The sequence below is a fragment of the Methylotuvimicrobium sp. genome, assembly GCF_050611805.1.
GTDB lineage: Bacteria > Pseudomonadota > Gammaproteobacteria > Methylococcales > Methylomonadaceae > Methylotuvimicrobium.
Genome location: NZ_JBNGHF010000002.1, coordinates 57653 through 72022, shown reverse-complemented (window position 1 = coordinate 72022; position 14370 = coordinate 57653). Strand labels below are relative to the sequence as shown.

The window sequence follows — 14370 nt, the reverse complement described above, 5'->3', positions numbered from 1 at the left end:
ATCAAAATTCAGCGTCTCCTCGGGCACTGCCGAAATTTGAAACGCGAAAGGTATATATTTTTCACACATCAGATCTCGGCACCGACTTTATTTTCTGTTTGATTTAAAAACAGTAAAAGGCATGGGATGCGCCTATCGAGAACCACCGTGAACTCAGAACCTAAATTCCATAATTTATTGGCTATGATTAACGATCTTGGATAATTTAGGTGTTGGGCCTTTGACAGGCACCCTAGTGCCGAATTTTGATCTACGATGAGTATTCTTCGACGAACTCTTCGCCGCCTAACGAACGGCTCCGCTTTTTTAAGCCAAGCCAGTACAACTTGGATTTAATTTTTTCCGGGTCATATCTCGCCTTTCTCTCTTAAGCGATTCAAAAAACCCGCCGCAGCTTCCTCAACCAAATCCAACACACGTTCAAATCCATACCGACCGCCGTAGTATGGATCCGGCACCTCACGTGTACCAACATGTGGCGCATGATCCAACAAATAACTTATCTTGTCCCGATGAACTTCGGGACAAGCTTCAAGCAGAATCGAATAATTGTCGTCATCCATCGCCAGCAAATAATCATAGTCCTCGAAATCCCCATAAATAACTTTCCTGGCTTGCAAATGTTGCAATTCGATACCACGCTCTCTTGCGGCTTTTTGAGCCCTTAAATCCGGCTGTTCGCCAACATGATAGGCATGCGTTCCTGCTGAATCGATTTCAAATAAGTGCCTAAGCCCTTCCTCTTCAATTAGCTTGGTAAACACTCCTTCGGCAGTCGGAGAACGGCAAATATTACCCATGCAAACAAAAAGAACTTTGATTTTTTTCATAGCTGTTCGATCTTTTTTGATTAAAACGCCCTATAGTTTACATTAGCTTGATCACGATTGAAGGATTGAAGGATTGAATCCTCTCGACTAATCTTCGATATGAACACCACTATCACTCCCTTTATACTCATAAAAATGACTAATATCTAATGAATGTATGGAGCGTGGCTAGCGAAGTTGTCGACAGGCATGCTCCACACCCTAAATTCCGAGAACATGTTCAGCATGGGAATTGCTGGCAATAACTCTTTGGAGTATCGATTTGGTCTCATCTAATTTATACTTTCAAGCCGATAAAAACCGGGCACCGGCGCTGAAAATCTTGGAAACGGAGCGCCAGCGAAGTGAAGATTTTTAGTCCCCGATAGCCGTAGCGCCGGGTGTTTTGCCGGAGTCTGCGCGACTAGCGCAGGCGGAGGCAAAATACAAGGCATCGCGACACGGCGTCAAGCCATTTGTGGGAGTGCTACGGAGCCGCATCGAGTTGACGATGATGTGGCGTAGTGGCACGGACGCAGGGCGAATCGGGGCCGCCGAAGGCAATAATCGCCAAGTCATTTTTCGCTGCTGAAATCGGACGGACCCCATTTCAGCTTTCGCGAAAAATCTTGGCGCGCTTGGAAGCAGACTACTCAGACAAAACCGCAATTTGATATGCGAATGATCCGATTTTTCCGCGAGCATACTCTAATACGATGCATACAAGCGATTTCTACAAACCAACCAAGCTTTACCATCTTCCGCTTATAAAGCATTGAATAATAAAAAATAAATATTATAACTCTATATAGAATCCAGTCATGCTTTTAAACGTCGGGTTAAAAACCAGGGTGACTTTTAACTTATGTAGTTCAATATGTTAGACGATAGGCACTGCACTTATTAAGACTAGGTTAAGATATTTATTTATGATAAAAAATCAATAAAGCGGTTCCGGATTCGTGTTTACGCACCTGATGACTCAGGTTATTTTTATGATTTGATTCATAAAATTCGTTATTTAGCGACATAACCTTACGACGATTAAAGTAAAATACTCATCAGCCGATTTATAAGCTATCCTAATTAACGATGCGATCTTCGCGACCGCTCCATTAAACCGCTCTTTAGATATAAATACGTAATAGAAAGTACTGTAAAAATTAAATTTTTAATGTAACTATTTTCTACGTAAATTACCCTGATCCGATCGAAAAAAGGCCTACTCTATAGGAGGTCCGAGGCGAGGCTGTTTTTTAATCATACAAAACCCGCTACTTCGGCAGTCGGATTTGTAATCAGTCCATAGGCAAGAACTTAAGTCGATTAGATTGAAACTTACAATACCGGCTTCGAGCTAATCGGCGCCTCGGGTCAAGCTTGTCCATGAATAAAGAACCTACGTCGAAGAATTACTTTTTAACAACTAAATCCGTAACCAGGCTTGACGGTACGGCCAATTGATAATGCATATCGCATATAATACTTACTCAGGATATGCTGGAGAACAAAAATGATAATGATGAATTGGAACTCTGTTGGCGTTAAAGTAGTGGCTATCACCCTTACGGGACTGGCAATCATAGCTTGCGGCTTATTGGTAACGTACGGGATATCGGAAAAACAAAAACTGATCGAATCCGAAATTCAAAATGCCAAGAACCTGCTATTGGTTTCCGAATCGGTTAGGGAAAATACCAATCAAAAATGGGAAAGCGGTATTTTTTCTGTCGAGCTAGTAAAAATAATGGCCGGCGACAGCATTAACCCCGAACGCAGAGCAAAAATTTTGGCGACGGTCCCGGTTATGAATGCAATGGATGTCGTCGAAGCCAAAGCTAAAGAAGGGAACTTCCGATTCAAAGCACCTCGAGTCGGAGCACGGAACCCTGCTAACGAAGCCGATGCGCTGGAACAAAAAGCCCTTCAGTTTTTCCAAAATAATCCCCAGTCCACCGAATACTCCTACATCGACGAAGAAACCCAAGAAATCCGTTACTTTCGACCGGTAAGATTGGCCAAGCAATGCGAAGTCTGTCATGGCGATCCGGCTACTTCAGGCGAACTATGGGGCAATTATGCAGGAAGCGATATACTTGGTTATCGCATGGAAAACAAACGTGCCGGCGACCTTCATGGCGCTTTTGAAATCATTACACCTTTGAATCGTGTCAATGAACAACTAAGAACCCATGTACTTTACGCAATCGGCTTTACGATTATCACATTGATCGTAATAGGTGCGGCCGGTTATATTTCGATGAACCGCATCATAATTGCACCGCTAACCGATCTGGCGATAAAACTACAGGACATTGCCAGCGGAGAAGGCGACCTCAGAGCCAGGCTAAAAACCGAAGGAAAAACAGAATTTGCTTGGGTTGGGCACAGCTTCAACAATTTCGTGAAAAAAATAGCCAAGACAGTCGACCATATCAGCACGACCAGCGAACAATTGACTCAAGCCTCGCAACGACTTGCTAATATTTCCGAAGAAACCGAACACGGTGTCGATAGGCAACAATCCGAAACCACACAAGTGGCAACAGCAATGGAAGAGATGACAGCCACCGTTCAAGAAGTCGCTCGCAATGCTGTTAAAGCCTCAGAGGCCGCATCAAAAGCAGACGCAGAAGCGTTGACAGGAAAAAATGTTGTGACGGCTGCCGTCGCAGACATTAACCGGTTGGCATCCGAAGTGGAAAATGCCGCGCATGTCATTCATGAACTACAGTCGGATAGCAATAGCATCGGCGAAGTATTGGGCGTCATTCAAGGTATCGCCGAACAAACCAACCTCCTGGCACTGAATGCCGCAATTGAAGCGGCTAGAGCCGGAGAGCAAGGCCGAGGATTCGCGGTTGTCGCCGACGAAGTCAGAACACTGGCAAGCCGCACGCAAAATTCAACGCTGGAAATCCAAAAAACGATCGAACGCTTACAGACCCGTGCCGAACAAGCTGTCAAAGTTATGGAAAACGGCAAAAAACAAGCCACAACCAGCGTCGATCAAGCCGCATCGGCAGGCGAGGCGATCGCCAGCATCAGCGACAAAATTGATACAATCAACGACATGAACAATCTAATCGCGAGCGCGGCCGAACAACAAAGCATGGTCGCCGAGGAAATCAACCGCAATATCAGCAACATCAGCTCGGTTTCCAATGAAACATCGGTCGGCGCTAGAAACACAACGACCGCATGCCGAGAATTGTTGACCTTAGCCAGTCAATTAAAAGAAATGGTCGGTCAATTTAAAACCTAAGAATATACAAAAATATACCTTTCGCACTTCACATTTCGGCAGTGCCTAAGGGAGGCACAGTGGTTTTCGGTCCCCTCACCTAACGCTAGGCGAAGGACTGGCATTGAGCCTACATGGACGTATTTATCCAGACCTAAATTATCTATGTAACCAATCATGGCCAATAGGCTATGGCATTTAGGTGCTGGGTTTACGGCGTCCTGTCAAGCGAGTAATCGTACCCCAGCAATTCTCAGTTTGAGAAATCTCTTCGTGTTCAGGGTGCGGGGTATGCCTGTCGAGGAACGCCGTAATCCCATCCATGGGGACTTGGCGGCGGCTAAACGCCAAGGATGGCGTGTATTAGGGCAATGCAGGAGCAATTGCCGAGGAGCAAAAATCAGCCTCTGCCGCCGACATCTTCGCCAAGCACACTCCGCACCCTTTTTTATTCTCAAATTGGGAATTGCTGAATCGTACCCTCTTCCACGATCAATGTATTGGAAAGCAATCATTGACTATTTACTAAATGGTTTATTTAGTAGGAAAGAGAACCGTTTCAACTGCTAACGCGATAAAGCGCTAAGTTCACGACATTCTTGGACAGGCATGCTCCACACCCACCCTAAACTGCGAGAACATGTTTAAGCCGGGAATTGTTGATTAGCGGCCGATTTATACAAGTTCTCTATTTTAGCGAGTAAATCGTTATATTCGGTTGAACGCCAAACCGCATAATTAAGATTTTTGAACAGTCCGGTCAGCCGAGTAAAATAATCCCGCACATGGTTTTGGTCGGTAAAGCGATACTCCGCATCGACCAACTTGATAATCAGCATAAATATTTCTTTTTGCCGCTCAAGCGGCACCGACACGTCAACATCGTCGAAAGCATCCTGTTGCAGATAGATCATATCGATGAATATGGCTTGCTGATACAGCACAAAATCTTCCAAAGTCACGCCTTCCTCACCGGCGACTTGTATCATTTGATAAACACTGTCGCCCCGAACAAGCAACTCTAAAATTTTAGATACAAGTTCAGTCCACCCTGTAATAAGCTCACGATCATACCAAGTCCTAAGCTGCTCTAAATAGCGAGACCAGGACAGCAACGGATCGACAGCCGGATAAAAACGTTTATAGGCCCGGTCGGCGCTTAGTCCTAAAAAAGTCTTGACCGTGCTCAATGTCGATTGCGTAACCGGTTCTTCGAAATTACCGCCGGCCGGCGAAACGGTGCCGATCATAGTCAGACTTCCGATTCCTCCGTCACGATTTTGAATTACGCCTGCTCGCTCATAAATATTTTTGATCGCAGAATCTAAATAGGCCGGAAAAGCCTCTTCGCCCGGAATTTCCTCGAGCCGCGCAGAGGTTTCGCGCATCGCCTGCGCCCAACGTGACGTCGAGTCGGCAAGCAACAATACATTCAAGCCCATTTGCCGATAATATTCACCGAGCGTGATTCCTGTATAAATCGACGCCTCCCTAGCCGCAACCGGCATCGACGAAGTATTACAGATAATGATAGTACGGTCCATCAACGATCCGCCGGTTTTTGGATCGATCGTCAACGGAAACTCGGTAATGGTCTCGACCACCTCGCCGGCTCGCTCTCCGCAAGCGACTACGATAACAATGTCGACCTCCGAATTTCTCGAAATCAAGCTCTGTAAAACTGTCTTACCCGCACCGAAAGGCCCGGGAATACAGCCGGTACCGCCTCTGGCAATCGGGAAAAAAGTATCGATCAAACGTAAATGCGTTATCAAGGGATCGGTTGGATATTGCCGTTCCACCACATTATTGCGTAGTAATTGTTGCGATAATGGCATGCGAATCGGCCATCGTTGTTTGAGCGTAATGATTTGCTCTTTGTCATTGGCCAGTTTGATTTTTGCGACAGCCTCATCGACCGTAACACTACCTTCTTGAATCCAAGTGACCTCGACCTCTCCATTGATGTCGAACGGCACCATGATCTTATGGCTGAAGCGTCGCTCCTGAACGGCTCCGATTGCACAGCCGGCATAAAGTTTTGCACCGGTTTGCACACACGGCGTGAATGCCCATTTGGTATTTTTATCCAAAGCCGGCAAATCGACGCCCCGAGGCAAAAAATAGCCGTATTCGGTTGCCAATAAATCGAGGGGATTTTGCAAGCCATCATAGACTTGCCCCAGAAGCCCGGGCCCAAGTTCGACCGACAGTAATTCACTGGTTTGTACAACCGGATCGCCAACACCAACCCCTGAGGTATTTTCATAAACTTGTGCATCGGCACGATTACCATAGATACGCAATACTTCTGCTTTAAGCCGCTCCTTATGTTTAGCTTCGCTTCGGCTCGGCAAAATAAAAATGACTTCATTTTTTGTCAGCGGCGTGTCAGCAACCGACTCGATCGAAACGATATCGTCCTGAACAGAGACGACTCTCGCCGACGCTTGATCTAAATCAGCTATCAATTTGCTTTCATTCATCGTAGGGTTTTTATCCAAATTCAATCGAAACGCCTTCCAGTCCGGCCGAGATTAATTCGTCGAAGCGCAGCATGGCATGCTCTTTGTCATAACTCGACCAACGGCTGATGACATCCCATTTCAATACATAAATAACGACTGCGGGAAAATCGAAATAATGCCCCTGCCCAACTCTTTGATAATGTCGCCAAACAACCTCGAGCATCAGTTTTTCTAATTCCAGTGATCGATCTTGTTCGATTAGTTCACTGGCTTGCCTAACCCAGGGCAATATAGAATCTAACCCGAAAGCGGCATCACGCCAATGCTGTCTAATGAATCGCAACCGATCGCCAAAGCCGTAAAAAGGCATGTCCGGCGCTAAGTTCATGCCGTCCCGCCTTCTTCTAAGCGCCGATAAAATAGTTCTTAATTCCAATCGCCACATAACGATCTCTTTTAAAAACGGACTCCTGATCGAATACCAGTCGGCCATACCTTGCTTAACTATGGCTTCGTCATCAAGCTCTTTCATTTTCGACCAATGCAGCAAAGCTTCAATACGCGCCAAATCCTGGGCATCTTCGGCATCTAACAAAGCCAAACGTTTATCTAATTGAATTCGAGAAACCGGAAGCTGGCGAGCTTCGAATAAATCGACCGGGTGGACAGGCAGACTGCTAAGTAACAAGGTATATTTAAAATTCCAGCCGCTCACTTAACGATACCTTGCAATAGCGCTCTAAAGCGAGGTTGCAAATGCTCGAGAAACAATGTCGCGACCGCCTCATCTGTAAAGTCGATCATCATATTGTTCTCTTCGAGCTTGATTACCAAGCCCGTTTTAATTTGATCCGAAACCTCAAACGATACACCGTCCCGCAACAAATCCGATGCAATCGCGGCAGTCAAATGCGATAAGGCACCTTGCTTGAGCTCTTCCGGATTTCTTCGCAAATCCTCGACGCCGACAACGTCTTCGGGTAATTGAAAAATAATTTTAGAATTTTGATCAAGGCCGGTTTTTTCCCGAACACGCCCTGCAAGCGCCAAAATCAACTGTTCGATGAACTCACTTTTCGCCATTTGTTTTCCGACCACGCGCATGACTTCCTGACTGAAGCTGCCAAGCAAAGTATCGCGTAATTTAAGCAACGCATCTCGGCCCGCCAAGCGTAGAGCATCGACACCGGAAGCTTTTAGGGCATCAGCCTCTACACGAGCTTTTTCTATCAATAACTGTGCCTCTTGCTCGGCTTCTTCGATAATCCAAGCCGCACGCTTTTGAGCATTTAGCACGATATCCTCGGCTTTGGCTTGTCCGGCATTAATCGCTTCATCTCTCAAGCGCTCGATCAGCTTCTCAACGCCGCTTGACGCGATTCCCGCTTTTTCCGCTTTCATACTCTCGACTCTTAAGATTGAGGAATTCCGCCGCTGATAACGAGGGCGAAAATAAATGCAAAGACGGCAAAGCCTTCGACGATCGCGGCAGGAGCGACCGATAAACCGAAAATTTCAGGTTTAGCTTTCGAGGCATGAATCGCCGAGGCGCAGCATTGTCCTTGATAAATCGCACTAAACATCAGCGCGAATCCGGCCAAGACGCCTACCGCAAAAATGCCGGAAGCATTCGCTTCGGTAATCGGCCGATTCAGTGTAAACATCACGACAATGCCATATATCACCTGAGAAGACGGCATCGCCGAAACGCCGACATAGCGACCGTGCCCGGTTTCGGTATCGAGCATCGCACCGATCGCGGCTTGACCTGCGACCGCACAACCGATAATGCTGCCGATCGCGCCCAAGGCCATCGGGGCGTATAAACCGATCCATCCTAAAATCACTAATACCTCAGCCATCAACGGACTCCTTTTTTGGAAAATGCTTTAAAGGGATAACCTTCATCGGAAACGCTCCAGTTATAAAACTCGATAAAATTCAGACGCAAGCCATGCACTAACCCGCTCATCAGACATAGCATCAGATTCAAGACATGACCGACGATTAAAATCAAAATACTAAACAACAAACCGGGACCGGGTAAAGCATGATAAACCTGCATCGCTAATTGATTGAAAGTCAGCGCTAACGAAGCACTCGCTAAACCCAATGCGAATAAACGCATATAACTGAGTACATCGCCGAATAATTGGGTAATGCCGATCAAGCTCTTAGAACCGTCCAGTAAACGCCATAACAAGTCGTTCCAGCGTTTTAAACCGCGTTCACTACTGAAAAGCAACAACAAAACGCCACCAACGCTCGGCAAAATAATGCCCATTTGGCGCAACAGCACACTATCTATCGCCTCAGACAACCAAAAACAAAATCCGCCAACGACTGCCAACAGCCATCCGCCAGAGGCCAATGCCGTTAAAGAAGGGTATCGCCGATAGGCTCGAATCGCATTGGCCAACGCAATATGCCCGACACCGACCGCGATCGACAAGCGCATCATGCCATCGAAATCGTTAATATCGATGACCTTTAATGCGGACACTAATCTTTCTTCGGGCGGACTGTAGCCGAAATAACCGCCCGAAATAACGCCCCAGACGAGCGAGATAACCACCGTATTAGCGGCCAACACCCTCAGTCTCCGACCCTTGAGGCTTTGTCCGAGGCGGCGCCATTTAAACAACAATATAAATCCGAAAACCGCGGCATAACCGGCGTCGGATAAAATCATCGCAAAAAAAACGCTAAATGAAAAAAACACCACAACCGATGGATCCCAACCGTAATAATTCGGCGTTTGATAAAAATTTACGATGTCTTCTCCGCCAGCCAATTGCCGGGGATTATCAAGCAAGGTCGGAGGATTATCCTCTGGCGACGGGTCTTCGACCAATAAAGCCAAGCCTTGATTATCGGCAAAACGGCTGAATTTATCGATTTGTGCTTCGGGCAACCATCCCTGCAATGCAAACACGCCGGCCTCGTCGTGCGTGATAGTTTGTGCCTTAGTCAAATCCGCTAGATCGAGCGCCTCGCTGAAATGCACTGTCATTAAAGTTATCCAGCGAGTTAAAGACTCTCGTTCGGCTTGTAAATCCTCGAGCGTCAACTCGACCTGACTGAGCTGGCTTTTCAACGTCGAAAGAGGAACGGATCCGGTATGCGTTCTTGCCACCGGCATGCTACTTTCGGGCGGCTCGGATTCGGCAACGACCACGACATAACAATACAAATTGTTTTGGTAAACCGTCTGCCAAACCCAATCTAAGCCCTCGAGTTTTTTCATCATTCTTTTCGGGACGATGTAAAACCATAATCGGTGGCCGGCCAAGTGCTCTGTGGCAGGCAAATGAAAATCGCCCCAGGGCCCGACCTCCTCGATTCGTTTTAATAATGTGTCGTAAGTATCTGTATATTCACGGACTTTCGATTTAATAGCCAAAACTTCTTCGGTAACCTTCTCAAGATCGAAGCGAGTACTGTCTCTGATCTGATGTCTTTTGTTTCCGCAAGCGTTCAAATATTTAAGCGCTTCAAGCACGCCCTCAGTATTTTTAGGTACGCCGAACTCCTGATCCGGTGGATCGGTGAGCGGAATCAAATGCAATCCGCCAAATGCTTGCACTTGCTCCAAAATTTGACGCTTATCAGGTAGCATGCCGCAAAATGTAATCTTTTTCAGCTTAACGATTGCCATTTAAACACCCTGTTTAATTCGGATTTGTTTGGTCATTTTAGCCCGGACCACATCGGCTCGTTCGGCATCGGAGAGATAAATACGGATTTTGCGTATATTACGCTCCGTTTTAGGAATCAACACCTTATCGAACAAATTAACCTTTTGTGTTACTTTTTTGACTGCCGCTTCTAAAATCATCAAGCGCTGCCTATCGACTTGTTGTCGCAATTTCAATTCCAACATGATCTTTAATTGCACAACCAGCGCATCGACCCAATGCGGCTTAAGATAAGGCGAATAGGCCATCAGCGCCAGTTTGTGATTGATCAATACCGGCACATTGACACCGACAATATTTTCTTCGCCTATTTCAACGCCCGAAACTTTAACCAGGTTATTTAAATTAATCTCTCGATAAGACAGCATCGGTAATGTTTCGCTAACTTTTTGCCGGCACTGTTCGATTTGCAGTTCGGTATTTTTGAGCCGTGCCAAGGCTTTTGCACGCTCGGCCATCAACTGTCTTCGCTTGAGATCGAGCGAAGGTAAATACTGTCGATAGCGCTTGAGTTTAGCGCTTTCTTTATGCAATGAAGCCTTATTAAGCGACAGTCTTGCCATAATTTTTCTTCGGGAAATATTTATCGATCAACGCTTGTTTCATCAACAGTTCATTTTCCTCAAAACATTCGGCCAAGGTTTGCCATCCCAAATCCAAGGCCTGCTCCAATGAAATTGAAACATTGATGTCCATGAAACGTTTTTTGAATAATTGTCCGAATCTGAGCAGTTTTTTATCGTAATCGGATAAATCGAAGGCCATTGCCTGCTTTTGTTCGGCATCGACCGAGCCCGCGTAAAAACGGATCATCGTATTCATGATTTGTGCGTGGTCTTCGCGTGTGACCTTACCGATGACATGCTGCTTCAATCTAGACAACGAACCGAACGGATCGAGCATGCCGTCATGCAAATAAAACTGACCCTCGGTAATATAACCGGTATTGTCCGGAACCGGATGCGTCACATCGTTACCCGGCATCGTTGTCACCGACAAAATTGTAACGGAACCGGCGCCTTTATAATCGCAGGCTTTTTCGTATCGGCGCGCCAACTGCGAATAGAGATCCCCCATGTAGCCGCGATTCGACGGTACATGTTCCATTGAAATACCGACTTCCTTCATTGCATCGGCATAAGCGGTCATATCGGTCATCAACACCAATACCCGTTTACCCTCTTCGACTGCGAAGCGTTCAGCAACCGCCAATGCCATATCCGGCACCAATAGGCGTTCAACGATAGGATCGGAAGCTAGATTGCAAAACATCACTGTCCTCGCAAAGACTCCCGCTTCCTCGAATTGCGACCTGAAATAATGAAAATCATCGAAAATTAGGCCAAGGCCAGCAAAAACTACGATATCGGCATCGGCCTGAATACCGATTCTAGCCAAAAATGCGTTAAACGGCTCACCCGAAATCGAGAAAATCGGTATTTTCTGACTTTCCACCAGACAATTGAATAGGTCGATCATCGGAACTTGCGTTCGGATCATTTTCGAAGCTAACACTCGTTTCATCGGGTTCACCGACGCACCGTTAATCGTCACTTTCGGGTCCGGTTTAAGCATCGAACCACCGTCCATCGGACCCCCCGTACCATTAAAAATCCGGCCGAGAATATTCGCCGAATAAGTCACTCGCATCGAATGACCTAAAAACCGCACCGAAGCTGCGGTCGAAATGCCCCGAGTTCCCGAAAAAACCTGCAAAGCCACCTTGCTTCCATCGATTTTGATGACTTGAGCCAAAGATTCGCTTCCGTTGACGTCTTCGACTTCGGCTAAATCCCCGAATCGAGTTGTGATTTCTTGGTTTGCAAAGGCACTGTCAACATTTACAGTAATGATATTACCGACAATGGACAAAATATTGTAATGTCTGACCATATGCTCGATCATGTGCTACCCCGAAAATTAGGCTAAATATTAGCGGATTATAATATTGTAAGATGACATTATGATAACAAGTCTAAGCCGATAAAAAGTCTAATTTTTGACATGTGGCACGGAACAGAGAAGTTATATTGAACGCACAGAGCGGAAGTTGTGATTTTATACTTAGGCTAGTGATAGCTCGGAGGGATTATTTAAGCACTTCAAGAGTAATTATTCACACCCACTATCGTTCCCACGCTCCGGCGTGGAAATGAAGACCGAGACACTCTAGCGTCTCGTACCGCTGGAGCGGTACTCAGGCGTTCCCACGCAGAGCGTGGGAACGATAATTGCCGGGGGACTGAATAGTTTTACCTTCAAGAAGATATTTTCATAAACTATGAATAACCGTTCAAAATAGCGAAGTTGTTTTGCAAATGCATATCAAACTATTCAATTAAGGATTTCGCGATAAATAACTTCCTGGAGCTAAGAGTTCGGCGGCTCGCTTGGCATGCCCAGGCCAAACAACTAGACTATCCAAGATAGTTAACCATAGCCAATGGACTTTGGAGTTTAGATGTTGGGTGAATATGTCCGTGTAGGCTAGACGGCGGCTTTCCCTACCGCCGACACCTACTTTTTGACCGAATCCTAACTTCTTATTCTTGATGGTTAAATACTTTTTCTAGGTTAATAGGATACCGCGCTTTCCATTAGCGTTCGGTCAATAATAAAGCCATTATTTTCAATACGATTGCGACCGTTGTGCTTGGCTTGATATAACGCAGCATCGGACGACTCAATTAGCCGCATCGCAATATCGGCTGCGCTCGAAAGTATATGCTTAGATGCCGAGTAAGACGCGGCCCCTATCGAAATAGTCACCTGAATCGGTTTACCATCAAAAACCATATTGAGCGATTCAATCGTAGATCTTATACGTTCAGCGATAGCTATTAATTTACTTTCATTAAGGTTCGACAACAAAGCTACAAACTCCTCTCCACCGTATCGAGCCAGAACGTCATTATTGCGTAGCAGATTTTTTACCGATCCGGCCACTTGTTTTAGAACATAATCTCCGGCTTGATGTCCGTGGGTATCGTTGATTGACTTAAAATAATCGATATCGAGAAACAAACAAGACAATGGCTCACCGCTTCGTTGGCAACGATCGATTTCTTCTCCAAGTCTTTGCTCAAGAAAACGTCTGTTGTTGACGCCGGTCAGTGTATCGATAAAACTGGTCCTGCGCATCATCTCGAAATTGAGATTATTTTCCAAACAAATACTGACCACCGAAATCATATGTTCGATAAAATCAGTTGCCATCGTATCGATAAAACGTTCCTGCTGAAAGCTACCGAAATTCAACGATCCGAGGTATTTCCCCCGTCGGATTAACGGAATCAATGCGACACTAATAGGCTTTCGATCAGTATAATTAAAAAATTCAGAACATTTTGGATGATAGGCACCGATATAGGGCTTTACTGCAAAACCGAAAAGAGTTTTCAGCTGATGACGATCTTTAAGCAAGGTCAATTGCCTTGCGGCCTTGATATCGAAACCGTCTTGTATCAAATACTCCGATAATTCGTTTTCTTTATCGACCAAACATAGACTAATGGCATCGAGGTCGAAAAACGCCTTCCCGTCTTCAAGGATATGAATAATCATTTCGGATAAAGAATTTAAGTTAAGCAAGTGTCTTTCAAATGCTTGAAATCGCCTTAAGGCATTACTGTTCTGTTGGACCCGATTGATCATGCCATCTAAATGACTTTGTAATATCGACAAATCGGTCGTTAAATCTTCTTCCAAAGCTAAATCTCTCATTAATAAAAAGCCCTACTCCCCTATTAATAAAACTGTTCGATGTTTTAGCGAAATTCGATCCAATAAGAAAGATGGAAAGATTTAGGAGCCGGAAAAAACTCATCTTTAGGGAACTTGACGGCAGATCCTAACCACGAAGGATGACGGAAATACCAGTTTTGCTGAAGCAAAAGCCGATATACTACCGCCATTCCCAACAAACGCGCCCAAAACCAACTGAAAACTAGACGTTTTCCACTCGGATAAGGAGTAATAACCATCTCTACAGTTCGCACATTAAGATTAGCAGTAAAATAAAAATTTACGAATGCCGTCATCTTTCTTATTGATATAATTTTTTATAGCACAACTTGTTCGTTGAAACTTTGATGATAACCTTTTAAAGAGGTAAGCTTTGTATGGATACTCTCAGTTTGACTCTTCTTGTG

The 14370-nt window shown here is 45.5% G+C and carries 10 protein-coding genes; 1 reads left to right on the top strand and 9 read right to left on the bottom strand.

Annotation, left to right across the window (positions count from 1 at the left end):
* Window positions 1-347 precede the first annotated feature (347 nt).
* Complete coding sequence (locus tag ACRJJO_RS01760; protein WP_404361222.1) at window positions 348-830, bottom strand: low molecular weight protein-tyrosine-phosphatase; 483 nt, start codon at window positions 828-830, stop codon at window positions 348-350.
* Window positions 831-2328: 1498 nt separating this feature from the next.
* Here ACRJJO_RS01760 and ACRJJO_RS01755 point away from each other — a divergent pair.
* On the top strand, window positions 2329-4074 hold the full coding sequence (locus tag ACRJJO_RS01755) for a methyl-accepting chemotaxis protein (protein WP_431064260.1): 1746 nt from the start codon (window positions 2329-2331) through the stop codon (window positions 4072-4074).
* 623 nt (window positions 4075-4697) lie between these two features.
* Here the strand turns inward: ACRJJO_RS01755 and ACRJJO_RS01750 are convergent.
* The 8 genes from ACRJJO_RS01750 to ACRJJO_RS01715 form a co-directional block, all read right to left on the bottom strand.
* Window positions 4698-6539, bottom strand: a complete 1842-nt coding sequence (locus tag ACRJJO_RS01750; protein ID WP_431064259.1) for a V-type ATP synthase subunit A — start codon at window positions 6537-6539, stop codon at window positions 4698-4700.
* 10 nt (window positions 6540-6549) lie between these two features.
* Window positions 6550-7236: a DUF2764 family protein gene (locus ACRJJO_RS01745; RefSeq protein WP_431064258.1), complete on the bottom strand. Its 687-nt coding sequence runs from the start codon at window positions 7234-7236 to the stop codon at window positions 6550-6552.
* Entirely contained in the window at window positions 7233-7922 is a 690-nt protein-coding gene (locus tag ACRJJO_RS01740) for a hypothetical protein (RefSeq protein ID WP_431064257.1), read from the bottom strand. Before ACRJJO_RS01740 ends, ACRJJO_RS01745 begins: the two co-directional genes overlap by 4 nt.
* An 11-nt stretch (window positions 7923-7933) precedes the next feature.
* Window positions 7934-8383 carry an ATP synthase subunit C gene (locus tag ACRJJO_RS01735; protein ID WP_014148134.1) on the bottom strand — a complete coding sequence of 150 codons (450 nt, stop codon included), beginning with the start codon at window positions 8381-8383 and terminating at the stop codon, window positions 7934-7936.
* Window positions 8383-10179, bottom strand: a complete 1797-nt coding sequence (locus ACRJJO_RS01730) for a V-type ATP synthase subunit I (protein ID WP_431064256.1) — start codon at window positions 10177-10179, stop codon at window positions 8383-8385. The genes ACRJJO_RS01735 and ACRJJO_RS01730 overlap by 1 nt, the downstream gene beginning before the upstream one ends.
* Window positions 10180-10782 carry a V-type ATP synthase subunit D gene (locus ACRJJO_RS01725; protein ID WP_431064255.1) on the bottom strand — a complete coding sequence of 201 codons (603 nt, stop codon included), beginning with the start codon at window positions 10780-10782 and terminating at the stop codon, window positions 10180-10182.
* Complete coding sequence (locus ACRJJO_RS01720) at window positions 10763-12124, bottom strand: V-type ATP synthase subunit B (protein ID WP_404361215.1); 1362 nt, start codon at window positions 12122-12124, stop codon at window positions 10763-10765. The genes ACRJJO_RS01725 and ACRJJO_RS01720 overlap by 20 nt, the downstream gene beginning before the upstream one ends.
* Window positions 12125-12793: 669 nt before the next feature.
* The gene (locus ACRJJO_RS01715; protein WP_431064254.1) at window positions 12794-13942 is read right to left on the bottom strand and encodes a DUF484 family protein; all 1149 of its coding nucleotides are present in this window, start codon (window positions 13940-13942) and stop codon (window positions 12794-12796) included.
* Window positions 13943-14370 lie beyond the last annotated feature (428 nt).